Source organism: Jejudonia soesokkakensis (assembly GCF_042664795.1).
GTDB lineage: Bacteria > Bacteroidota > Bacteroidia > Flavobacteriales > Flavobacteriaceae > Jejudonia > Jejudonia soesokkakensis.
This window is the reverse complement of record NZ_JBHTBN010000003.1, coordinates 188,176-211,261: the sequence shown is the minus strand read 5'-3', so window position 1 is coordinate 211,261 and position 23,086 is coordinate 188,176. Positions and strand designations below refer to the sequence as shown.

Annotated in this window: 27 protein-coding genes, 1 tRNA gene and 1 other RNA gene; 19 read left to right on the top strand and 10 right to left on the bottom strand. The window is 36.5% G+C overall.

All coding sequences use genetic code 11. The features are described from left to right. Positions 1-85 precede the first annotated feature (85 nt). Positions 86-1,129 (bottom strand): glutaminyl-peptide cyclotransferase, encoded by a 1,044-nt coding sequence (locus tag ACFQO1_RS07690; protein WP_380217410.1) that lies wholly within the window; start codon positions 1,127-1,129, stop codon positions 86-88. Positions 1,130-1,216: 87 nt separating this feature from the next. Between ACFQO1_RS07690 and ffs the strand changes: the two genes are divergently transcribed. From ffs to fsa, 3 genes are all read left to right on the top strand, one after another. Continuing rightward, an RNA gene (gene ffs, locus ACFQO1_RS07685) (signal recognition particle sRNA small type) lies at positions 1,217-1,315 on the top strand. Between the two features lie 83 nt (positions 1,316-1,398). Next, positions 1,399-2,211, top strand: a complete 813-nt coding sequence (locus ACFQO1_RS07680; protein WP_380217409.1) for an SDR family oxidoreductase — start codon at positions 1,399-1,401, stop codon at positions 2,209-2,211. A 123-nt stretch (positions 2,212-2,334) separates the two neighbouring features. Continuing rightward, positions 2,335-2,988, top strand: coding sequence for a fructose-6-phosphate aldolase (gene fsa, locus ACFQO1_RS07675; protein WP_380217408.1), 654 nt, complete (start codon positions 2,335-2,337; stop codon positions 2,986-2,988). A gap of 77 nt (positions 2,989-3,065) precedes the next feature. Here the strand turns inward: fsa and ACFQO1_RS07670 are convergent, their stop codons facing one another. Beyond that, a complete protein-coding gene (locus ACFQO1_RS07670; RefSeq protein WP_380217407.1) occupies positions 3,066-3,437 on the bottom strand; it encodes a VOC family protein in 372 nt (123 codons plus the stop codon). A 19-nt stretch (positions 3,438-3,456) separates the two neighbouring features. Continuing rightward, a complete protein-coding gene (locus ACFQO1_RS07665; protein WP_380217406.1) occupies positions 3,457-4,167 on the bottom strand; it encodes a peptidylprolyl isomerase in 711 nt (236 codons plus the stop codon). Positions 4,168-4,169: 2 nt separating this feature from the next. Between ACFQO1_RS07665 and ACFQO1_RS07660 the strand changes: the two genes are divergently transcribed. The 4 genes from ACFQO1_RS07660 (at position 4,170) to ACFQO1_RS07645 (ending at position 7,048) form a co-directional block, all read left to right on the top strand. Next, on the top strand, positions 4,170-4,820 hold the full coding sequence (locus tag ACFQO1_RS07660) for an NUDIX hydrolase (RefSeq protein ID WP_380217405.1): 651 nt from the start codon (positions 4,170-4,172) through the stop codon (positions 4,818-4,820). Positions 4,821-4,887: 67 nt separating this feature from the next. After that, positions 4,888-5,691 (top strand): lysophospholipid acyltransferase family protein, encoded by an 804-nt coding sequence (locus ACFQO1_RS07655; RefSeq protein WP_380217404.1) that lies wholly within the window; start codon positions 4,888-4,890, stop codon positions 5,689-5,691. Between the two features lie 52 nt (positions 5,692-5,743). After that, positions 5,744-6,394, top strand: a complete 651-nt coding sequence (locus ACFQO1_RS07650; RefSeq protein ID WP_380217403.1) for a TrmH family RNA methyltransferase — start codon at positions 5,744-5,746, stop codon at positions 6,392-6,394. Positions 6,395-6,475: 81 nt separating this feature from the next. After that, positions 6,476-7,048, top strand: coding sequence for a non-canonical purine NTP diphosphatase (locus tag ACFQO1_RS07645; protein WP_380217402.1), 573 nt, complete (start codon positions 6,476-6,478; stop codon positions 7,046-7,048). A gap of 8 nt (positions 7,049-7,056) precedes the next feature. On the opposite strand, the gene ACFQO1_RS07640 is transcribed toward ACFQO1_RS07645, so the two are convergent. Both ACFQO1_RS07640 and ACFQO1_RS07635 read right to left on the bottom strand, forming a co-directional pair. Further along, complete coding sequence (locus tag ACFQO1_RS07640) at positions 7,057-8,175, bottom strand: adenylate/guanylate cyclase domain-containing protein (RefSeq protein ID WP_380217401.1); 1,119 nt, start codon at positions 8,173-8,175, stop codon at positions 7,057-7,059. Positions 8,176-8,177: 2 nt separating this feature from the next. Further along, on the bottom strand, positions 8,178-8,774 hold the full coding sequence (locus ACFQO1_RS07635) for a YdeI/OmpD-associated family protein (RefSeq protein WP_380217400.1): 597 nt from the start codon (positions 8,772-8,774) through the stop codon (positions 8,178-8,180). Between the two features lie 176 nt (positions 8,775-8,950). Between ACFQO1_RS07635 and ACFQO1_RS07630 the strand changes: the two genes are divergently transcribed. From ACFQO1_RS07630 to ACFQO1_RS07595, 8 genes are all read left to right on the top strand, one after another. After that, positions 8,951-11,128 carry a TonB-dependent receptor gene (locus tag ACFQO1_RS07630; RefSeq protein WP_380217399.1) on the top strand — a complete coding sequence of 726 codons (2,178 nt, stop codon included), beginning with the start codon at positions 8,951-8,953 and terminating at the stop codon, positions 11,126-11,128. A gap of 131 nt (positions 11,129-11,259) precedes the next feature. After that, positions 11,260-11,673 (top strand): DUF2141 domain-containing protein, encoded by a 414-nt coding sequence (locus tag ACFQO1_RS07625; RefSeq protein WP_380217398.1) that lies wholly within the window; start codon positions 11,260-11,262, stop codon positions 11,671-11,673. 33 nt (positions 11,674-11,706) lie between these two features. Further along, positions 11,707-12,333 (top strand): hypothetical protein, encoded by a 627-nt coding sequence (locus ACFQO1_RS07620; RefSeq protein WP_380217397.1) that lies wholly within the window; start codon positions 11,707-11,709, stop codon positions 12,331-12,333. Between the two features lies 1 nt (position 12,334). Further along, positions 12,335-13,663 carry a 2TM domain-containing protein gene (locus ACFQO1_RS07615; RefSeq protein WP_380217396.1) on the top strand — a complete coding sequence of 443 codons (1,329 nt, stop codon included), beginning with the start codon at positions 12,335-12,337 and terminating at the stop codon, positions 13,661-13,663. A 102-nt stretch (positions 13,664-13,765) separates the two neighbouring features. Continuing rightward, a complete protein-coding gene (locus tag ACFQO1_RS07610) occupies positions 13,766-14,077 on the top strand; it encodes a 2TM domain-containing protein (protein ID WP_380217395.1) in 312 nt (103 codons plus the stop codon). Next, positions 14,077-14,418 carry a 2TM domain-containing protein gene (locus ACFQO1_RS07605; RefSeq protein WP_380217394.1) on the top strand — a complete coding sequence of 114 codons (342 nt, stop codon included), beginning with the start codon at positions 14,077-14,079 and terminating at the stop codon, positions 14,416-14,418. The genes ACFQO1_RS07610 and ACFQO1_RS07605 overlap by 1 nt, the downstream gene beginning before the upstream one ends. 7 nt (positions 14,419-14,425) lie before the next feature. Beyond that, positions 14,426-14,728, top strand: coding sequence for a 2TM domain-containing protein (locus ACFQO1_RS07600; RefSeq protein WP_380217393.1), 303 nt, complete (start codon positions 14,426-14,428; stop codon positions 14,726-14,728). Positions 14,729-14,777: 49 nt separating this feature from the next. After that, the gene (locus tag ACFQO1_RS07595; RefSeq protein ID WP_380217392.1) at positions 14,778-15,533 is read left to right on the top strand and encodes a LytR/AlgR family response regulator transcription factor; all 756 of its coding nucleotides are present in this window, start codon (positions 14,778-14,780) and stop codon (positions 15,531-15,533) included. 7 nt (positions 15,534-15,540) lie between these two features. Here the strand turns inward: ACFQO1_RS07595 and ACFQO1_RS07590 are convergent, their stop codons facing one another. The 5 genes from ACFQO1_RS07590 to hutI all read right to left on the bottom strand — a co-directional run bounded on the left by ACFQO1_RS07590 (position 15,541) and on the right by hutI (position 19,685). Further along, positions 15,541-16,050, bottom strand: coding sequence for a tail fiber domain-containing protein (locus ACFQO1_RS07590; RefSeq protein ID WP_380217391.1), 510 nt, complete (start codon positions 16,048-16,050; stop codon positions 15,541-15,543). Between the two features lie 90 nt (positions 16,051-16,140). Beyond that, entirely contained in the window at positions 16,141-16,941 is an 801-nt protein-coding gene (locus tag ACFQO1_RS07585; protein ID WP_380217390.1) for an MBL fold metallo-hydrolase, read from the bottom strand. Between the two features lie 64 nt (positions 16,942-17,005). After that, positions 17,006-17,464 (bottom strand): GNAT family N-acetyltransferase, encoded by a 459-nt coding sequence (locus tag ACFQO1_RS07580; RefSeq protein ID WP_380217389.1) that lies wholly within the window; start codon positions 17,462-17,464, stop codon positions 17,006-17,008. Then, entirely contained in the window at positions 17,461-18,450 is a 990-nt protein-coding gene (locus tag ACFQO1_RS07575; protein WP_380217388.1) for a formimidoylglutamase, read from the bottom strand. The genes ACFQO1_RS07580 and ACFQO1_RS07575 overlap by 4 nt, the downstream gene beginning before the upstream one ends. Continuing rightward, the gene (hutI, locus tag ACFQO1_RS07570; protein WP_380217387.1) at positions 18,447-19,685 is read right to left on the bottom strand and encodes an imidazolonepropionase; all 1,239 of its coding nucleotides are present in this window, start codon (positions 19,683-19,685) and stop codon (positions 18,447-18,449) included. The genes ACFQO1_RS07575 and hutI overlap by 4 nt, the downstream gene beginning before the upstream one ends. 106 nt (positions 19,686-19,791) lie before the next feature. Between hutI and ACFQO1_RS07565 the strand changes: the two genes are divergently transcribed. From ACFQO1_RS07565 to ACFQO1_RS07550, 4 genes are all read left to right on the top strand, one after another. Then, a complete protein-coding gene (locus tag ACFQO1_RS07565; protein ID WP_380217386.1) occupies positions 19,792-20,958 on the top strand; it encodes a trans-sulfuration enzyme family protein in 1,167 nt (388 codons plus the stop codon). 1 nt (position 20,959) lies between these two features. Beyond that, positions 20,960-21,676: a bacillithiol biosynthesis deacetylase BshB1 gene (gene bshB1 / locus ACFQO1_RS07560; protein ID WP_380217385.1), complete on the top strand. Its 717-nt coding sequence runs from the start codon at positions 20,960-20,962 to the stop codon at positions 21,674-21,676. Positions 21,677-21,752: 76 nt separating this feature from the next. Then, positions 21,753-21,828: transfer RNA gene (locus ACFQO1_RS07555), tRNA-His, on the top strand. 52 nt (positions 21,829-21,880) lie between these two features. Further along, positions 21,881-23,083, top strand: a complete 1,203-nt coding sequence (locus tag ACFQO1_RS07550; RefSeq protein WP_380217384.1) for an esterase/lipase family protein — start codon at positions 21,881-21,883, stop codon at positions 23,081-23,083. Positions 23,084-23,086 lie beyond the last annotated feature (3 nt).

Below are 23,086 nucleotides of genomic sequence, written 5' to 3'. Positions count from 1 at the left end.
ATAACTTTTTAAACAGGAAGTTATTGTGATTTTGAAAAAGTTAAGGGTTCAATAGACTATCGTTTGCTATAATAATAACCTTAATTTACTTTCCAACAACCTCAATCTTAAACAACTTGTCCCAGTTTTTACCAGTAACATAAAGAATATTTTCTTCCCCCTTGTACGCAATACCATTTAACACATCAAGTTGGTCATGCTTTGTTACATTCTCTTTTAATGTGCTTAGATCAATAACACCTTCAACGGCACCATTGGTTGGGTTTACAATAGCGATTGCATCTTTTTGATAGATGTTTGCGTAAATTTTTCCGTCCACCCATTCCAATTCGTTTACAGATTTAATCTTCGCTGTATTGGTGTAGATCTCTATGTAATCTTCTTCGGCAAGGGTTTCAGAATTAAGGGTCCAGATCTTTTCGGTACCATCACTTTTATAAATGTTTGTCCCGTCATTGCAAAGTCCCCAGCCTTCTTTACTATCATTATACACAAAATTGCCTTTTTGTTCTAGGGTTTTTAAATCATAAATAAATCCTTTTCCACCTTGCCAGGTCAATTGATAGATCTTATTATTTAGAATGGTGAGTCCTTCTCCAAAATAAGAATCAGCCAACGGAACAATCTTTAGCGATTTACCAGTTTTATAATCGATTTGCCGCAAAGTAGATTGCTTACGCTGCCCCGTACTTTCATACAAGGTGTCATTTTCAAACTCTAATCCTTGCGTATAGGCGGCAACATCATGCGGATATTCCTCCAATATTTTATAACTGTATAATTTTGGTGTGACCGATGACATGATTACAAATTCTTTGCGTACTTCATAGGTTTTTCGGTCTGCCGTAATCGTAGCTCGTAAAAAGTGTCTGCCTAGTTTTTTATCGTTTAGTGAAACCGAAGCAGTTTCAGAAGTACTAATCCTTTCAGAATCCAATGTATAGCTAACACTTTCAATAGTTTTATTTTTCTTGTTCGTTACAGTAAGTTCTAATACATCTTCGGCTTTATAGCTATCCTTAGCATCTTTAATTTCGATGGAGAATGCTTCCGAAGGATTTTTAGTATCGTCTTCACAGCTTGCAAAAACGAGTATTGATATGAATACGAATAGTTTATAGAACTTCATAGTTTCTGTAATTTTTTTGGAAAGATATTTATTATAATTGATACTTAAAAATTCTTGTAAAACAACGCAAAACATGTATCTTTGCAGCGGCAAGTCCTACACAACCAGCTCCTATTGAATCCCCCAGGGCGGGAACGCAGCAAGGGTAGATGGTCGTAGCGGTGTGATGTAGGTAGCTTGCCATTTTTTATGCGCTAAAGTCAGGGATTTTGATTCTTTTTCTTTGAAAAGAACGACACAAAGCGCATCTTTGTCCTTTAAGTACAGGTATGCCAAAAGTTGTTTTTATCACAGGAGGGTCATCAGGAATAGGAAAAGCTATTGGCGAATTTTTATTGACCAAAGAGTGTATTGTCTACGGAACGAGTCGTCATCCAGAGAATTATAGTTCAACTACTAAATTTCCTCTCGTTGCCTTGGATGTTACTAAGCCCGAAACTATTACGGAAGCTTTTAAACAAGTCATTGACAAGGAAGGGAAAATTGATGTGGTGGTAAATAATGCGGGCGTGGGTATTACAGGACCTATTGAAGAAACGCCTACCAATGAAATGCGAAAGGCATTTGATACCAATTTTTTTGGTCCTCTAGAAGTGATCAAGGCTGTTTTACCACAACTTCGCAAACAAAAATCGGGTCATATTATTAATGTGACTTCTATCGCTGCATATATGGGGTTGCCCTACCGCGGAATATATTCTGCGAGTAAAGCGGCATTGGAAATTACTATTGAAGCCTATCGTATGGAAACGCTTCAGTTTGGTGTGCACATGACCAATATCGCTCCAGGTGATTTTGCAACCAATATCGCCGCCGGAAGATATCATGCCCCTATCCTAGAAGGTTCACCTTACGAAAAGGATTATGGAGAAACCCTAAAAACAATGAATGACCATGTGCAAAGTGGTGGCGATCCTTTAGAAATGGCCAAAGCTGTTTATAAGATTATTCAGACAAACAAGCCTGCGGTTCGCTATCGAGAAGGTGCTTTTATTCAACGATTTTCTATTGTACTCAAAAAAATACTTCCGAGTAAAACCTACGAAAAAATGCTTATGAAGCATTATCATCTGGATAAATAATTTGACACAAGTTTCTAACGTATAGCTATCTTATCAACATCTTTCTGATAACTTTTCATACACAATTTTCTAACTGTAGTAATCTTCTTTATTTTTGCTGAAACTTTAAAGTGACTCTTTACTATGAAATTTTTTATTGATACTGCTAATTTAGATCAAATCCGTGAAGCGCAGGACTTAGGTGTTCTGGATGGCGTTACGACCAATCCGTCGTTGATGGCAAAAGAAGGTATTACCGGCAGAGAAAATATACTGAAGCATTATGTAGATATCTGTTCTATTGTAGATGGTGATGTTTCGGCAGAAGTGATTGCAACCGATTTTGACGGAATGATTAAAGAAGGTGAGGAGCTAGCTCAACTTCACGAGCAAATCGTTGTTAAAGTGCCCATGATTAAAGAAGGTGTTAAAGCTATTAAATATTTTACAGATAAGGGGATTCGTACTAATTGTACACTGGTATTTTCAGCAGGGCAGGCGTTATTAGCAGCAAAGGCTGGCGCAACCTATGTGTCTCCATTTATTGGAAGACTGGACGATATTTCAACCGACGGTCTAAACCTTATTGCAGAAATTCGTTTAATTTACGATAACTATGCTTTTGAAACTGAAATCCTTGCGGCTTCTGTACGTCACACCATGCATGTAATAGATTGTGCAAAAATAGGAGCCGATGTGATGACTGGACCACTATCATCTATTGAAGGCTTGTTGAAACACCCTTTAACAGACATTGGACTGGAAAAATTTTTAGCAGATTATAAAAAAGGCAACTAACTCCCTTTCCTATAAACTAACAGATAAGCCTTGCAATTGTAGGGCTTTTTTTAATGAATAAAAGTAAAGTTCTTTAGTTACACATGTTGATCGATAAGGATCACATTTCCGTCTGGGTCCATAAAAGTAATATTTTCTGGCCCAGAAGTTGCCGTATCGGCTTCTTTCATAAGCGATACATTTTTTTCTTTTAATTCTTTCTGAATGGTTCTTACATCATCAAAGTTTTCGACTTTTGCCGCATTTTCATCCCATCCAGGATTAAAAGTTAAAATGTTATTTTCAAACATTCCTTCAAAAAGTCCGATAAGTGAATTCTCATTTTTCATGATCAGGTATTTTTTGTCGAGTGCTCCGGCAAATTTTGAAAAGCCAAGCTTTTCGTAAAATTCTTTGGAAGCCTTAATGTCTTTTACAGCTAAACTGATTGAAAATGCACCTAATTTCATATTGTTTTACTTTAAGTTATTATAATACTTCAACACTAATTTCTACATTTTTTTGTGGCCATTCGTTGTCATCTGCAGGCAGATTCGCAATTTTCTCGACCACATCCATCCCATTGGTTACTCTTGCAAAAACTGTATAATTTCCATTGAGGTGGCTGGTTGATGTTTGTGGTCCTAAAAATATAAAAAACTCGAAAGGCGCTGTTTTTTTATCTGGATTTTCACGGTATTGTTTTGCTCCAGAAACACTACCGTAGGTGTGATTGCGACCATTTAGTTCTGCAGGAATAAGGTAGTCTTTTCCAATTTGATACCGTTTTTCATTGGTATCTGCATTGTCGCTATTTCCTCCCTGAATAATAAAATTAGGAACGATGCGATGAAAAAAGGTATTGTCAAAGTACCCTTGCTTAGTTAGGTATATATAATTGGCACGGTGTAAGGGTGTGTCTTCATACAACTCCAAATCAATAGTTCCATGAGTAGTGGTAATTCGGAGGTTGGTTTCAGGATTATCTTTTCCGTAGGCAGTTAAAAATTCGACTACATTTTCTTGAGTGATTTTTGGATATTTTTTTTCTGAAGGAGTTTCAGTTTCCTCAGTATTTTTTTCTGAAGCTTCAGTCGTAGTTGGTGTTTTTTCAGCAGAAACTTGTTTTTCTTTTTTGGTATCTTCACAACTTAGAAGAAGTACACAACAGCAGATTAAAACAGAAAGCGACAATTTCATAAATGGATTTTTCAGAATTTAAAAAACAGATTGTAAAAATAACAAAAATGGAACTTCCTGGTGAAGCCCTTCATTTAAAAATGGCGCCTATTGAACGTTTGCTGGAACTTAAACAACAAGCCAGAGATAAGAAAACAGGTCGTAAAGCAGGAGTAATGATATTATTTTACCCTTCAGACAGGGATGAAACACACCTAATCCTCATTCTTCGAAAAACATACAAAGGTGTTCATTCTGCTCAAGTAGGATTTCCAGGAGGGAAAGTAGAACCTGAAGACGAAAATATACAGCAAACAGCTCTTCGTGAAACTCATGAAGAAGTTGGCGTGGCACCAGATGAAGTTTTAGTATTAAAAGAACTTACCGAGATCTATATACCACCTTCCAATTTTTTTGTACAGCCTTTTTTAGGGATCACAGAACAGACCCCGAAGTTTATCCCACAAGAGGACGAGGTGGAGGGATTGATAGAAGTACCCCTTTCCCATTTTATGGATGATTCGGTTTTGGTCACTAAGACACTTACAACCTCGTATGCTACCGATATTGAGGTGCCAGCATATTTGTTAAATGATCATGTAGTATGGGGGGCTACTGCTATGATGCTGAGTGAGGTACGCCAAATACTACAAGAGCTGCTTAGAGAAGGCTAATTTTTCAGTATATTTGCTATTCCGCCTTATTTAAAAATGTGGTGGAATTTCTAACAAACTGAAACTTATGGGGCTTTTTAAACGAAATCCTTTTGGACATATACTTTTCCTCAAATTATGGCTCATCCGTATCCTTGGAGCCTTAACCCATCGCAGATTTAAAGGGTTTAACAAACTGGAAATTGACGGCAGTGAAGTCATTAAAAATTTACCAGATACTAATGTCCTCTTTGTATCTAATCACCAGACTTATTTTGCAGACGTAGTTGCCATGTTTCACGTATTTAATGCCAGTTTAAGTGGAAGAGAAGACAGTATCAAAAACATTGGGTACCTCTGGAAACCTAAATTAAATCTTTACTTTGTTGCCGCTAAAGAAACCATGCAGTCTGGATTATTACCTAAAATTATGGCGTATGCAGGTTCTGTAAGTATTGAGCGTACTTGGCGTGCCGAAGGTAAAGAAGTACAAAGACAGGTAAAGATGAGTGATGTGAGTAGCATTAAAAAGGCTTTGGATGATGGCTGGGTAATTACCTTTCCGCAGGGAACCACTCGCCCCTGGAAACCTATTAGAAGAGGAACTGCACATATCATTAAAAAAAATAAACCTATTGTAGTGCCTATCGTAATTGACGGATTTAGACGTTCGTTTGATCGTAAAGGACTTCGAATTAAGAAAAGAGGAATTCTGCAATCAATGGAAATTAAAGAGCCGCTAGACATTGACTATGAAAACGAGTCTGTAGATTCCATCGTAGAAAAGCTGGAATATGCTATCGAGCAACATCCTTCCTTTTTAAAGGTAATCCCGCAGGAAGAAATTGCAAAAGAAGAAGAGCTTAATAAAGAGCGACAGTGGAGGTATTGAGCAGGGTTTAATTAGATTATATTTTCATTATTTTTACTGAAAACCAACTCTTTTGCAACAAGAACTTTTAGCATATCTTCGAGGCTACCTTACCGAACGTCGCGCCCATTTATTTCAGGAAATTCTTGCCAAGCGAACCCGCCATTTTACCGTAGTAACCGAAGATGTGTACCAGTTACATAATACGAGTGCTGTGATGCGAAGCTGTGAGGTTTTTGGTGTACAGGACTTGCATATCATAGAAGAACTCAATCAGAAAAGTATTGACAAAGAAATAGCCATGGGTGCCCAAAAATGGGTTTCTTTACAAAGGCATGATTCTACAAAGGCGTGCATTCATACATTAAAAAAGGAAGGTTACCAGATTGTGGCCACTTCACCCCATGAGCATTCACATTTATTGCATGATTTTGACGTGACCAAAAAAAGTGCATTTTTCTTCGGAAAGGAGAGTTATGGATTAAGCGATGCTGTATTGAGAGAAGCAGATACCTATCTAAAAATACCCATGTATGGTTTTACTGAAAGTTTGAATATATCAGTTTCCGCAGCGATTATTTTACAATATGTAGTCACAAAACTGAAGCAATCCACCATTGACTGGCGCCTTTCTGAAGCAGAAAAACTAGAATTAGAAATTGAGTGGTCCAAGAATACGATCAAAGCAAGTGATGAGATTGTGGCCCGGTTTTTAAATGACTAGATAACTACCTTTGAGAGAACTTTTATACATTAGTAATATAAAAGGTAAAATACCCTTTCACTCTAAACAATATATTGAATTATGGAACTTGTCTTTGCCACTCACAACAAAAATAAATTTGAGGAAGTAAAAAAATTGCTTCCTAAGCACTTTAGCTTACTTAGCTTGGATGATATCCGGTGTGTGGAAGACATACGTGAAACAGCTACAACCATAGAGGGCAATGCAATTCTAAAAGCAAATTATGTAAAAGACCATTATGGATACGATTGCTTTGCAGATGACACCGGGCTGGAAGTAGATGCCCTTAACGGAGAACCTGGCGTGTATAGTGCGCGATATGCTGGAAAGGCTACTAACGCAACGCTTAATATGAACAAGCTACTAAAAAATTTAGAGGCTTCAAAAAATAGAAATGCCCGATTTAAAACTGCTATTGCACTTAATTACAAGGGTAGTCAAGTATTATTTTTAGGGGTTTGTGATGGTGAAATTCTTTTAGAAAAAAGAGGAGAGAAAGGGTTTGGGTATGACCCTATTTTTCAGCCAAAAGGTTTTAAGCAATCATTTGCCGAAATGACGCTACAGCAAAAAAGTGACATAGGACACCGTGGAAAAGCCATGCGACAACTCATCGAATACCTTTCCGAATAAATTATTTTTTACTTTTTATTTTTTTTATAGGTATACAGCTCCATTTTATGTTCTTTTCCTCTTAAAACTTCAGTGCCTACGGCTACTTTTTTATATCCCTTAGGTAGTATGGTTGCTATTTTTGCAAAATCTTCAGACACTAAAATCTCAACGCCTAATTCGTTGCATAAAGATTGAATACGAGCTGTTGTATTTAATACATCCCCTGTAAATGCGATATCCCGTTTTATTTGACCGATCTCACCAACCATAACATTTCCAAAATGGTACCCAACTTTAAATTCAGGTTTGTAGCCATAGCTGTCAAGATACCTCTTATGGCGATATTTTAGTATTTTCTTCATACTAAAATAACACTGTATCGCATTGCCTTTTTTTAGTCCGTTTTTCATTTTCCAGGAAACGACTACTTCATCCCCGACATATTGATACACCTCACCTCTGGTTTGTACAATGGCAGGAGCGATATCTCTAAAAAAATCTTTCAGAAAATTAAAATAACGCTCTTCGCCTAAGTCCTCTGCAATGCCCGTTGCATTTTTGATATCGGCAAACATAAAGATGCGACGCTCTTGTTTCGGCATAAAATAGCGTCCTAATAAATAATCTGGAAAAACACCAGGACCATATTTGTCATTGACCATTAAAACGATAAGTGTGACAATAACAATTATGAGCCAGAGAATGAAATTTTTTAGAAATAAAAAGGTACTATAAAACGAAATTACAGCATCAATAACTTCTGGATGTGTGATGGGTTTCCCTAAATAATCGGTGTAAAAATAGGCAGCACCAATACCACTCACCAATAGGGCAGCAATAATATAAACTACGATTATAGCCGAAAGCGCTTTCCAAAACACATGCCTTCGAAGCCAACGTTCCATTAGATTTACAGTAAAAACACCTCCAATAAGTCCTGCCAATGAGGATACAATTAAATTTGAAAAAAAAGATGTCTGTAAATCAAAACTAGAAGTTAGTGCGTTCTGACTTTTTAAGGTATAAAACTCATAGAAAAAGAAAATATTGGAAACCAGCACCCATGCAAACAATATATAGACAGCTCGTTTTGTGTAAAATATAAGTTGTCGTTTAGAATAGCTTTTAAAGTGAGGTTTTTTCAAGGCTAGCAGTTTTTATATTTATCGTGTAGGCCTTTCCCTTCTTTGATCATTGGAATAATTTTTTCCAGGCGTGATAGCTTTGTTGTATCTCTTTTAGCATCTGCAATATATTCAGAATACTCTCTTTGCTTTCCAGGAGATAAGTTTTTAAAAGCTGAATGTAATGATGCATCCTTTTTAAAAGCACTTTCTAAAACTTCAGATTTTTTAGCCACTTTTGCTTTTACAGGTTTTAATTCCTTTCCAGCTTTGGCATTCGCAATCGCTTCATTCACATAGTTTAGTAAAAGCTTTGGTTCGATCGTATCATCTTCTTCAAACCGCCATTGTCGCAACGCTTTTGTTTTGTCTTCTTGAGCATTCATTAACTTGTTTTCAGCATCTTTTAAAAAGACACCTTGGTGAAACCATAGTCCCATATGGTTTTTAAACCCAGCAATTCCCAATACAATTTTTGTACCTATAAGATAGGCAGGCGCTCCCCACTTTATCGCTTCGATAAGTTCTGTCTGCTGAAGCACTTCCCTAATCTGAGACATCTTCTCAGTCCATTTTGAGTGCTTTTTTATATAGGCATCTACCTTTTGTTCAGTTTCCATTGGATTTGAATTACATCCTGTGAAGATACTATTTTTCGATTTTACTGAATATTGTTAACCACAATTTTTAGAACATTTTACAATTCAGCACTAAAATTTTACAGTTGAGTGGAATACATTCTGAAAGTGCTTTTTTATAAAACATCTTTGTATCAGAAATAAACAAAACAGCCACTATGAAACTTTTAACCAAAAACCACTTTTTCTTACTCTTACTGCTTTTCGCAATCTCTTTTTTTGCTTCTGAAACCAATGCACAAACCCTTATTTCGGGTACTGTAAAAGATACATCTGGAACAGCTATCATGGGCGCCAATGTATTTTTAGAAGGAACCTATGATGGTGCAACCACAAATGAAGAAGGAAAGTTTTCTTTTTCAACTTCCGAAACTGGAATACAGATCATTCAGATTTCTTATGTTTCTTTTGAAACCTTTTCCATGGCGGCAGAAGTCACTCAAATGAACGACTTACAAATCCTATTGCGTGAGGATGTCAATTCGTTGGATACCGTTGTAATATCTGCAGGAACGCTTGAAGCGAGCGACAATAGTAAGGTTTCGGTTTTAAAGCCTTTGGATATTGTGACCACCGCAAGTGCGCTAGGAGATTTTGTAGGAGCTTTACAAACCCTTCCAGGAACGACTACCGTTGCAGAGGACGGTCGTCTATTTGTACGTGGGGGCGATGCCAATGAAACTCAAATTTTTATTGATGGAATTCGTGTGTTTACTCCATACGTTCCTACGACAAATAATATTCCAACCCGCGGACGGTATAGTCCGTTCTTATTTGACGGAATTACTTTTTCTACAGGTGGGTATGGCTCTGAATACGGACAAGCGTTGTCATCTGTTCTATTACTGAATTCTATCGATGAGCCAGACCAAGAGAAGACCGATATTGCATTGATGACGGTTGGAGCGAGTCTTAGTAATACGCAGATATTTGAGAAATCTTCTGTAAGTGTCAATGCTTCTTACATAAATCTGACCCCATACGTCGCTGCATTACCAGACCGAAACGACTGGCAAAAACCTTTTGAGTCTTTTTCGGGAGAAAGTGTCTTCCGAAGAAAATTTGACAAGGGTCTATTAAAATTCTATGCGGCTTTTGATGCGTCAAAATTTGAGCTAACGCAAGAGGATATTAATACTCCTGAAGGAGTAAATTTTAAACTGAAAAATAATAACTTTTATACAAATACAAGTTATACAGGCGAATTAGACAATGACTGGACGATCTTTGGCGGCGGAAGTTATACCCATGCTAAAACAGATGTTGGCGTTATGGATAATGATATAAAAGATACCGAAAACTCTATACATCTTAAGCTAAAACTAAGAAAGCGATTTAGCAATCGTGTAAAATTGAGTCTAGGAGCAGAGCAGTTCTTAACCGATTTCTCTGAAGATTTTAGCAATCCGGAGGTTGCAGCCATCTACGGATACGATAATAATATCACAGCGGCTTTTGCTGAAACAGATATCGTTTTCTCTAGAAAATTTGCAGTTAAACTTGGGCTTCGTGGCGAGTATAGTGAATTGTTTGACGAATTTACCGTATCTCCAAGAGCTTCAGTAGCGTATAAAACAGGAAAAAATAGCCAGTTATCTATTGCCTACGGCGATTTTTATCAGCAACCAGATAGTGAAGTACTCAAGTTTCAGCAAGATCTAGAAGCCAGAAAAACGCAACACTATATTTTAAACTATCAATATGTACATAACAATAGGATTTTTAGAGCTGAAGCCTATAGAAAGCAATACAGCAATTTAATTACCTATGATACAGAATTTACAGGTTTTGATAGCAATTTTGCAAATAATGGCGACGGATTTGCACAAGGAATAGATTTTTTCTGGAGAGACAACGCAAGTATTAAAAATCTGGATTACTGGGTGAGTTACTCGTATTTGGATAGTGAACGAATGCATCGAAATTTTCCAACGGCAGCGATACCTCCTTTTGCAAATAAGCATAATGCTTCAGTTGTGACAAAATACTGGCTAGAAGACTTAAAGAGTCAGGTGGGCTTAAGTTACCAATATGGTAGTGGCAGAACCTATACAGATCCAAATGCACCAGGGTTTCTTCAGAAGAATACAAAAGCATTTAATAGTGTAAGTGTTAACTGGGCATATTTAATCTCGCAACAGCAAATACTTTATTTTTCGATTAATAATGTTTTTGGCTTTGCTAACGAAAACGGCTATCAATATGCAGACACGCCTAATGCGAATGGGACATTCAATAGAAGGACGTTGAGACCCGCAGCAGATCAGTTTTTCTTCGTAGGGTTCTTTTGGACGATAAGTGAAAACGGAACCGATAACCAATTGGATACGTTGTAAGGAGGTGCTGAAATCTTTAAGTATATATGAATATGACAATTCAGTATAAAAAAATAACAGTTCAGTCAAAATCAATTGAGATTACATCCAATTTAAAAGACATTTACACTATCATATAAAACACTAAAATTATGCAAACAGTCATCACCTATCTCGCAATTATTTTTGGAGCTATGCTTATGAGCGCTCAAAATACAGTTGAAGTACATATTTCAAATCTTTCAAGTAACGACGGAAACGTAAAAGTAGGATTGTACAATAGTGCAGCTACTTTTTTGGAAAAGCAGTATAAAGGAGCTGTAATACTTATTGAAAACAAGAAAGCTTCGGTTACTTTTTCAGAGATACCAGACGGAGTGTATGCGGTTTCTTTTTATCATGATGAAGATGAAGACAACGAGTTCGATATGATTATGGGAATGATTCCCAAGGAGGATTATGGATGTTCCAATAACGCCAAAGGAATGTTTGGACCCCCAAAATTTGAAGATGCTAAATTCGAATTAACTAATGGAATGATAAAAAAAGTCGACATCTCATTATAATTAAAAAAGTATAACTTTATAAACACAATCACTATGAAAACAATATTCACATCTACATTACTTTTACTGCTTTCAGTAATAACATTTGCCCAATCTAAATACGAGAGTGGGATGATAAAAGCTTTTGAACAATGGGAAGCTGGCACTATGGATGAAGCTGCCAATACGTTTGAGAGAATTGCTTCGGTAGAAAAGGATAATTGGTTGCCAGCATATTATGTTGCCCAATTAAATATAATCAAAGGCTTTAATGAAAAGGATGGGACAAAATTAGCGGCGCTTCAAGAAAAGGCATTAAATTATCTTAATGACGCTAAGGCTCTTTCTAAGGATAATCCAGAATTGAAGGTGCTAGAAGCTCAATACTATACCGTATGGATCGCCCACGACGGGCAACGCTACGGAATGAAATATGCTGGAAAGGTAGCCTTTCTCTATGCTGAAGCTGCAAAGTTAGCCCCAGATAATCCTCGGGTAGTTATGGGTAAAGCCGAATGGGATATGGGTTCTGCACAGTTTTTTGGTCAATCCACAGAACCGTATTGTAAAGATATAGAACGTGCCATCGCATTGGCTAAAAATGAAACCAACGCTGATCCGTTTTATCCAAAGTTTTATGAAACAAGAGCACAGGAAGTTTTAGCAGATTGTAAAAAATAGTATGAGAATAATAAAGGAAATAGGAAAAGCATTTTTTGTAGGAATTTTTGTATTCATAGTTGTTTCGGTAATTCAATACATTAATGGATATAATGTGCTTACAAGTGGACAGTTTTTTTTCAAGTTCGCATTTAATCAACTGTATTCGGTAGTCCTCTATATGGGAAATATGTTCCTGTTTTATTATTTGATTACTAAATATGGAAGTGCTTTATTCCAACTAAAGCGACTTAGCATAGGGATTGCGGGAGGTATTGTGATTACACTTATTTGCTTGTTCTTATTGCGATTCTTTACCGAAGTAGTTTATTACAAGGTACCTTTCGATCAATTTATTGCCAGTGAGACACCTAGTTATTACTATAGTTCTCTGCTTATTGCCATGGTTGTAACCTCAATTTTTTATTTAGTTTACTATTATAAATTTAAACAGGAATCCAAAGTAAAGGAACAGAAGATTATAGCAGGAACGGCTTCAGCTAAGTTTGATGCCTTAAAAAACCAGCTAGACCCTCATTTTTTATTTAACAGCTTAAATGTATTAACGAGTTTAATTGAAGAAAATCCTCAGGCAGCCACAAAATTTACAACTTCATTGTCAAAGGTCTACAGATATGTATTGGAGCAGAAAAATAAAGAATTGGTTACTGTTGCTGAAGAATTAAAATTTGCAGAACTATACATGTCACTTATTAAAATGCGCTTTGAAGATAGTATTGTTTTTACAGTTCCTGAAACGATTTCAGACCCTGAAGCAAAGGTAGTTCCGTTATCACTTCAGTTATTGTTAGAAAATGCTGTGAAACACAATCAGGTAACTCCTTCAAAAAAACTACATATCTCTATTTTTGAAGAAAACGGAAACTTAACGGTTACTAATAACATTCAGCCTAAGCAGGTTATGAGAGAAAGCACCGGAGTAGGGTTACGCAATATTACAGATCGGTACGCATTGCTTACAAAACGACCTGTTTATATTTCAGAAAATAAAAAACAATTCAGCATAGCAATTCCTATGCTCACAAAAGAAACATTACTTATGAATACACAAGACAGTTATATTTCGGACAAAAAATATGAATTAGCAAAAGAACATGTTGATAAGCTAAAAGGATTTTACGTACACCTTACCATTTATCTTCTATTTGTGCCCTTTTTTATTTGGCTTAATTTTAAGTCGGGTACAGGATTTCCATGGGCCATCTTTCCTATAGGTGGATGGGGACTAGGAGTGGCTGGTCATGCTGCAGAAACCTTTAATTGGAATCCGTTCTTTGGAAAAGATTGGGAAGAACGGAAGATTCGAGAGCTTATGGATAAGGAAGATTAGGAAGAATACAGTTCAGCTATAGAATATGACAATTGAGAAATTCATTTTTTAAACTCATAGCTATGACCCCTAATTTTACCTTATTAATTAAAACTAAATAGTATGGAAACTCCAAAAAAAGACACCAAGTATTACGAGGCGAAAGAAAGAGTTAAAAATATAAAAAGATTTTACACCTCGCTTTTAAGTTACATTGTATTTATAGGCTTCTTAGCAGGATTAAATTATTATGTCAATGAATTAAGGCATCCATGGTTTTTATGGGCTGCCTTTGGATGGGGAATAGGAATATGTTTTCAGGCTGCAAAGGCTTTTCAATGGAATCCTTTTTTTGGGAAGAAATGGGAAGAACGCAAAATGAAAGAATATATGGACGAAGAAGAAAACTCAAACAACACTTTATTTAAGAAATAATGAAAACTGAAAGAGCGCAGAAAATAGCATATGCTAAGAATAGAATAAAAGAAATCAAGGACTTTTACAGCCACCTTTTGGTATACATTTTTGTAAATCTTATCATTGTGCTTGCTGGGATTGGATTTTTAGAAACTATTATTGATGGATATCCTTCAGATTTTAGATCTTGGTTCTCTTGGAATATTATAGTTATTCCTTTTTTTTGGGGAATTGGACTATTATTTCACGCTGCGAAGGCGTTTCACTGGAATCCATTCTTCGGAAAGCAATGGGAAGCTCGTAAAATGAAAGAATACCTAGAAAAGGAAGAAAAAATAAAAAATAACATGATTAAATAATGGCGTCATGCAACATACAGATAAAGAAAAATTAGCTAGAGCAAAAAAGCGAGTAGAAGATATTAAAGGATTTTATACCCACCTTACTATTTATATTTTGGTTAATATAATTATTTTCCTTGCAAATATTGGTGTTTTTAGCGGAACAGGAATACATATGGGAATGTCTGGATGGGGGTTTTTTATCACACCCTTTTTCTGGGGAATTGGATTGTTCTTTCACGGTTTGTGGGTCTTTGGCCCTACTATTACATTCTTGAAAAACTGGGAAGAGCGCAAAATGAAAGAGTTTCTAGATAAGAACCAGTAACTGTATCACGTAATTTTCAACCGATCAATCCTAAAAGAAAAACTATCTTATGAATGTACTTATAATTGAAGATGAAAAGCCTTCGGCAAGAAGGTTGCAACGAATGCTGGATACACTAGGAGTACAAGCTGAAATGATGCTTCATAGTGTGGAAGAAGCCATCGCTTGGTTTTCAGAAAACAAACACCCCGATTTAATATTCTTAGATATTCAATTAAGTGATGGGCTTTCCTTCGAAATATTTGATGTTATAGATGTAAAAAGTTCTATAATTTTTACTACTGCCTTTGATGAATATGCTTTAAAAGCTTTCAAATTAAATAGCATTGATTATTTGTTAAAACCCATTGACGAGGAAGAACTGGAGGCGGCTGTAAAAAAATATAAAACCTTAAAGCCAGCACAACAAAACGTTCAATTGAATTTTGAAGATATCAAGAAGTTATTGGTCAATCCAGTGGAACGAGAGTACAAAAAACGTTTTACCACTAAAATTGGGCAACATATTAAAATGATCTCTGTTGATGAAATCGAATGCTTTTATTCTGAAAACAAGGGAACATATGCGCATACTGTCGATGGTCGCGATTACCTGCTGGATACCACATTAGAAAATCTGGAAGAAGAATTATCTCCCAAAATATTCTTTCGTATTAGCCGGAAATTTTATGTCAACATCAATGCGATCCAGGATATAATTTCTTACACGAATTCGCGCCTTCAATTAAAATTGAATAGCTACAAAGAACAGGAAGTTATTGTTGCACGAGAACGTGTAAAGGACTTTAAACTATGGCTTGAATAGTGCTATATTATTTTAATTGCTCTTGCTTTTCAATTTGACAACTTAGGATTTCAATTTGTAGTTCGTGGTCGTCAAGTAATATTTGTTGCTCTTGGATAGCATTTACCAACACAGCCATCATGTCCATATAATGTATCTGAAGTCGATCATTACTTACATTCGTCGATACTAATTCTGGCATTATTAATTGAACGTCTTGAGCGATAAAACCCAGACGTTTTTCTGAAGATACATCAGCTTTGTAAGAATACATCTTTCCCTCCAATTGTAATACTTCTGAAAGACCATAGGGAAGTAAAGTAATATTTTCTTTTAATCTTATGTCTGAACCTCCTTGCGTACAATTTTGAGCTTCTGAACAATCTCCATCCTGACAATCGATTTGCCCATCACCATCATCATCGATTCCATTGTTACAAATTTCTGATGAATTATTGTTATCATCGTCATTGGAGGAACAAGAGAGCATACCTAAAGTTAAAAATAAGGCAATGACATAGCGAATAGCGACTTTCATAATAGTAGTTTTAAATGTTTCACTACTATATCGCCAGTCATTTAAAATGTCATCAAAAAATTAATAAATTGGACCTATTAATGTAAAAAATTACCCTTTATCTGGGTACCAATCCAGTTGTGTCACTTGAATGCTGTCACTGCCAGCCTCAACCAAACTTTTAAACTTTGCAACATCACTTAAACCTTCGGTACCTCGATAATGATAGGGATATACGTATTTAGGTTGAAAGTCTAATACTGCATCGGCAGCACTTTCAACGGTCATAGTATACGGTAAATTCATACAAACAAAGGCCATGTCGATCCCTTTGAGGTTTCGCATTTCAGGAATGTCTTCGGTATCTCCCGAAATATAAATTTTTCCACCATTAATGGTAATTACATAGCCATTTCCTCTCCCTTTTTCATGGAATTTCAAGGCTTCTTCTCTTAAATTATACATAGGTATTGCAGCGACATTAAAATCAAATACATCTTGATTGCTGCCATTACTCATCAAAGCCACTTGTGCCTGCATAAATTCGGGCATTTTTTCGGCAACGGCCTGTGGTACAATAATTTTAGTATCGGCGGTATTTACATTTTTAAGGGTTTCCAAATCGTAATGATCTCCATGAATATCGGTTATTAAAATAAGGTCTGGTTCTGGTTGTCCTTCAAAGGCAGCAGCACCGCCAACAGGGTCAACATAGATTACTTTGTCATATAATTCCAACACCATCGTGGCGTGCGAAATTGGAGTAATTGTCACGTCGGCTACTGAAAATTCTGGAGTTTCTGTAACTGATTCGGTTTCTACCTGCGAGGTAGCTTCAGTGGTAGATTTAGTTTCGTTTTTGCAGCTTACTAAAGTTGCCACAATACAGAAGGATACGAATATTTGTTTCATGATGGTTTATTTTTTTCCGAAGTTACAAATCATCCTTTTGTACAGTGCTCACTTTTACATTACTTTATGATTTTAGGGGTAATATCATTTTAATGTTACTACGCTCATACGGGCTATCAGGTTCTACAGGAACTTCTATAAAACCATACTTGCGGTAAATGTAGATAGCGTTTTCCAAAATGGTGTTTGAGTAGAGAAACAAGTCGAAATTAGTTTCTTTAGCAAAATCGATACAGTATTGTATCAATTGCTGACCAATTTTTTTACCTCGCTGGTTGGGAAGCACTGCCATTTTAGTCAATTCGAAAAGAGCATCGTTTCTTTTCATCAAGGCAACTGTCCCTAAAACCACTTCTTTTTCTATAGCAAAGAAAATATGTCCGCCTGGATTAAGAATGTACTTTTCGGGATTGCTTAGCACTTCACGGTCAAAATTTTCTACATAAAAAAAGGTTTCCAACCATTCTATATTGAGGTCGAAGAAGGCTTTTTTATAGGTTTGCTGAAAGGATACTATTTTCATTTTGAAAGGACATCACTAATTAAATATGAAATTGTTTTTCCCACATGATTTGAAAATAAGGCCGCACTAGGAGTTCCTTCACAGATATGAATGTACGTACAGTTTTTATTTGCTGAAAAATAATTCAAAAATTGTCGGGCTTCTTCTACTGAAAACCCGCTGGGTGTCATCGCGCTACTTCCCATATTTGCTATGGCGTCCATATCCAGTTCAATTCCAAACGGAGTGTCACTAATAAAGGCTGAAGCTTCTTCTAATGCTTTAGCGAAAGTTATATTTTTAGTTACTGCAATGTCTTCAAATAAACTAAAACGCACATGTTCTGAAGCTGCTTTTAGTGCCTCAAAAACCGGTTGAGAGGTATAATTTCGGTGCACTCCAAAAATAAAATATTTATGTAAAGATCCATCATTCTTTGCATAACGAAACCCATTACCACTATGTCTGTGCTCCAAAGCTCTAAAATCGGTATGGGCATCAAAATTGATACAGTTAATTGGTTTTTTTAGGGCTTTTGATGCTCCTTTTAAGTTTCCGAAGCTATTGTTGTGACCACCACCAATTATAATAGGAATTTTACCAGCAGCAACTACCTTTTCGATAATGGTGGCTACTTTTATATCAATCTCTTTAACTAATTTTCCCAAATGAGCCATGTCATTATTTTTTTCTGCGGAACGCATTTCTTGAGTACAATTAATTGCACCTAATAAAGCGATACGTTCTACAGGAATATTTGGATGAACCTGAATGTTACAAAACGCATTGAGTGCTTCATTCCAGGCTTCGGCAGTACCTGCGTTGCCATAATTTGCTCTCACGCCAATATCTTCGGGAATACCCACTAGTATGTAGGTCGCAGAAGTTTCAGAAAGTTGAGTACTATCTTGCAATACCTCAATCTTTTGACCCACTTTAGTTTCCCCTTCTCGGATTTTAGTACGAGATACAATGGCATCTTTAGAGTAGCATACTAGTTCGTTCATCGTATTTCTTTTCCGTTGATAATAACTTTATAGATTAAATTGCTGCCAAAGGCATACGGCAGATAGCTATAGGACGGTATTTTCTTGGTAATGATAACGTTTGCTTGTTTTCCTTTGGTAATGCTTCCGTGTGTTTTACTTAAACCCATGGCATATGCACCATTAATTGTCGCTGCGTTGATAGCTTCTTCGGGAGTGAGTTTCATTTTAATACAGGCAGTTGCCACCACAAAATTCATATTTCCGCTTGGTGTAGAACCCGGATTGTAATCGGTTGCCAACGCTAACGGCAGACCTGCATCAATAAGTTCTCTGCCTGGCGTATAAGGGATACTTAAAAAATAGGAGCAGGAGGGAAGTGCAACAGGTATGGTGTTACTTCCTTTTAAAGCAGTGATATCTTCTTTTGTTACCACCTCTAGATGATCTACACTCAATGCATTGTGTTGTACGCCTGCGGAAACACCACCTATAGCATTAAACTGATTGACATGAATTTTTGGAATGAGGTTGTAATTGGCTGCTTCAGAAAGAAGACGGTTTGTGTCTTCGACTGAAAAATAACCTTCTTCACAGAAGATATCAATATATTCGGCGAGTTGTTCCTTGGCCACTTTTGGCAACATCTCCTTACAAATCAAATCCAGATACCCTTTTTTATGGTTCTTAAATTCATTTGGAATGGCATGGGCTCCCAGAAACGTAGTTTTGATCGCAATAGGGTAATGCTCTTTCAGTTTTTTGGCAACGCGAAGCATTTTAAGTTCTGCTTCGGTGGTAAGTCCGTAGCCACTTTTTATTTCAATAGCTCCCGTTCCCAGTTTCATAACCTCTTTGAGACGTTTTTCGCTTTGTAGGTAGAGTTCATTTTCCGAAGTTTCCTGCAATTTTTTTGCACTGTTTAGAATTCCGCCTCCTTTAGCAGCAATTTCTTGATAACTTAGTCCTTTAATTCTGTCTACGAATTCCTGTTCTCTGTTTCCGGCATATACCAAATGTGTATGGCTATCGCACCAGCTAGGAAGGACCACTCTGCCAGTACAGTCAATATTTTTAAACCCTTCGTAGGTTGGCTTATGTTCCATAGAACCATAATCGACTATAGCACCATTCTTTATGTAAAGCCATGCATTCTTGATGGAAGGAAGTTGAGACATATCCTTTCCTCTTAGTACTTCTGAAGGATTGTCGCGAACCTGAAGTAATTCTTTGATGTTGGTAAGCAGTAATTTCATAGGATAAAGATAGAAAACTGCTTTGATTTTACAGATGAAAGTTTTTAATAATCATTTATTTTTCGGCATAAAATAGTACCTTTCCCTTTCAGAAAACAATACTCCTATGGATTCTAAAAATTTAGGTATTAATACCATCTGCACACATGTTGGCGAGGTAAAAGATGAACAATTTCAAGGCGCGATATCCCCTTTATATATGTCGAGTTCCTACCAATATGATGGTGTGGATGTAAAAAGATATCCGCGTTATTTTAATACTCCTAATCAGGAAGCGCTTGGCAAAAAGATTGCCATGTTGGAAAAAAAGGAAGCAGGTATGATATTTGGAAGTGGGATGGCCGCAACTAGTACAACGATACTAGCTTTTCTTCAGAAAGGAGATCATATCGTTTTGCCAAAAACTTTGTATGGTGGTACCTATAATTTTGTAGTGGAAGAATTACATAAATTCGGAATTGAGCATAGTTTTACGAAAGGTTTTTCTGAAGAAGATTTCCTTTCAGCCATACAAGAAAATACAAAAGTCATTTTTGTGGAAACACCTTCCAACCCTTTAATGCTTATAACTGACCTTGAAATGATTTCAAGTATCGCACGTGAGCGAGGCATTGTGACCATGATTGATAATACGTTTGCCAGTCCAGTGAATCAAACCCCTCATGATTTTGGAATAGATATTTGTATCCACAGTGCTACCAAATATATGGGGGGTCATAGTGATATCTGTGCGGGTGCTGTGGCTGCTTCACAGGAACATATGGACAAGATCTGGAACATCGCTAAGAATTTAGGCGGGAGCTTAAGTGATTATACCGTTTGGCTATTGGAAAGAAGTATGAAAACGATGGCGATACGTGTAAAAGCACATAATAAAAATGCTAAAAAAATGGCGAAGTGGCTTCAGAAACATGAGTTGGTACAAAAAGTTTATTATCCGGGATTAAAAGATCACCCTGACCACGACCTTGCAAAAAAACAAATGAATGGTTTTACAGGAATGCTTTCGTTCGAATTGGTAGCAGGAATTGACACTAATGCATTTATGAAAAAATTAAAATTAATTAAGCAATCCATGAGTCTTGCAGGAGTGGAGTCTACAATTTTATCTCCTACACATACCTCTCATGCGTTACTTTCAGCAGAAGAAAGGGCACATCAGGGTATTAATGATGGTTTGTTGAGATTTTCAGTAGGAATAGAAAATAAAGAGGATTTAATTGCAGATTTTAAGCAAGCTTTTGCAGCGATTGCAACACCAGAATTAGTATAGTATGAAATTAGATATATTAGCTATAGGAGCACATCCCGATGATGTAGAAATGAGTGCTGGCGCCACTATTGCAAAAGAAATTGCCAACGGAAAGAAAGTAGGTATTCTTGATCTTACTAGAGGTGAGTTGGGTACCAGAGGCACTGCCGAAATTCGGGATAAAGAATCGGCTGCTGCTGCGAAAATTCTTGGCGTTTCAATGCGTCATAACTTAGAATTTGCAGATGGGTTTTTTATTAATAATACGGCTTCGAAATTAGAAGTTATCAAAATCATACGAAAATACAGACCCGAAATTGTGTTATGTAACGCCATTGATGATCGCCATATTGACCACGGAAAAGGAAGTAAATTGGTGAGTGATGCTTGCTTTTTAAGCGGATTGCGAAAAATAGAAACACTACACGAGGGGAATCATCAACACCAATGGCGGCCTAAACATGTGTATCATTATATTCAATGGAAAGAAATTACGCCAGATTTTGTTGTCGATGTGACAGGGTTTATGGATAAAAAAATGGAGGCGATACGCGCCTATAAAAGTCAATTTTTTGACGCAGACAATAAGGAGCCTATGACTCCAATTGCTTCACAAAATGCAACAGATAGTATTGAGTATCGTTGTAGAAACTTTGGACGACTAATAGGAGTGGAGCATGCAGAAGGATTTACTAGTGAACGGTATCCTGCTGTCGATTCTTTATTCGATTTGAAATAAAATTCTGTAAAAAATATATTGTAGAAGAAAAGGATTTGAAGTATATTTGCACCCGCTTTCAATAGGAAAGCAATATGGTGGTTGTAGCTCAGCTGGTTAGAGCGCTGGTTTGTGGTACCAGAAGTCGCCGGTTCGAACCCGGTCTTCCACCCTGAAAGCCTTCAAAGAAATTTGGAGGCTTTTTAGTTTTTAAAAAATAAATGTATGGCTAATAATTCAAAAGAAGGTTCCGATCTGCAGGGTCTTGCAACCTTACTTACAGATGCTTCATTAGGCATTACAGATCTTGTCGAAGCCATGCACAAAAGGATAGTCAACCCACCTTTTATACCTTCTACTCCCATACAGCATTTAATTACCAATGTTGCGGGTGTCGCCTATAAGAATATTAAGAGAGGTATCCGTATGGCGGGAAAGGGATTAGATAAAGGACTAGGAGTTGTGGCTCACGTTAGTGGAGATAATAAAAGAAATAATAAAATAGAAATAGTCCGTGCGGTTTTAAATGGATTGGTCGGAGATTATTTGGAAGAAAAGGAAAATCCGCTAGCAATTGAAATGGAATTTAGGTTCAAAGGAGAGAATATTCAATTCAACAGCAAACAGATTAGCGAGACATACCCAAAAGTAAGTGGAAAAATTTTAGTAATGGTACACGGCTCTTGTATGAATGATACACAGTGGACTCAAAATAATCATAACCACGGAATTAAATTAGCAGAGGAATTACATGCCACTCCTGTTTTTTTATACTATAATACAGGTCTTCATATTTCTACCAACGGTCAAAAGTTTAATGAAAGTTTAGAAGATCTAATTAAGAATTGGCCAGTACCCGTTCAAGAAATCAATATGGTCGCTCACAGTATGGGAGGATTAGTTTTAAGAAGTGCAATTCATTACGGGTTTCAGAAAAAAATGAAATGGACAAAGCAACTTGCTAAAATAATATTTTTGGGAACCCCTCACCACGGAGCACCTATGGAGCGAATAGGACACTATGTAGATGGAATTCTAGAATTTATTCCCTATACAAAGCCTTTTGCAAGATTAGGAAAAATGCGAAGTGCAGGAGTAACCGATTTAAGATATGGTGCTATTGTAGACGAAGATTGGGACTCCAAAGATCGATTCGAAATTACAGGAGATCAAAGACAGCATAGCGCCTTGCCTCAATGGGTAGACTGCTATGCAATTGCAGCAGTAAATGGTAAGAAGAAGACTAAAAAAAATAATAATATGAGCGACGGTTTGGTATATGTTAAAAGTGCTTTAGGGCAGCATAAAAATCCTGTGAAAGACCTAAATTTTAATAGTGCGAATACTCAAGTTATTTACAATTGTTCTCATAGGGAGTTACTAAGCAATCCTGAAGTATTTACTATAATGAAGAATTGGTGGAGCTAATTT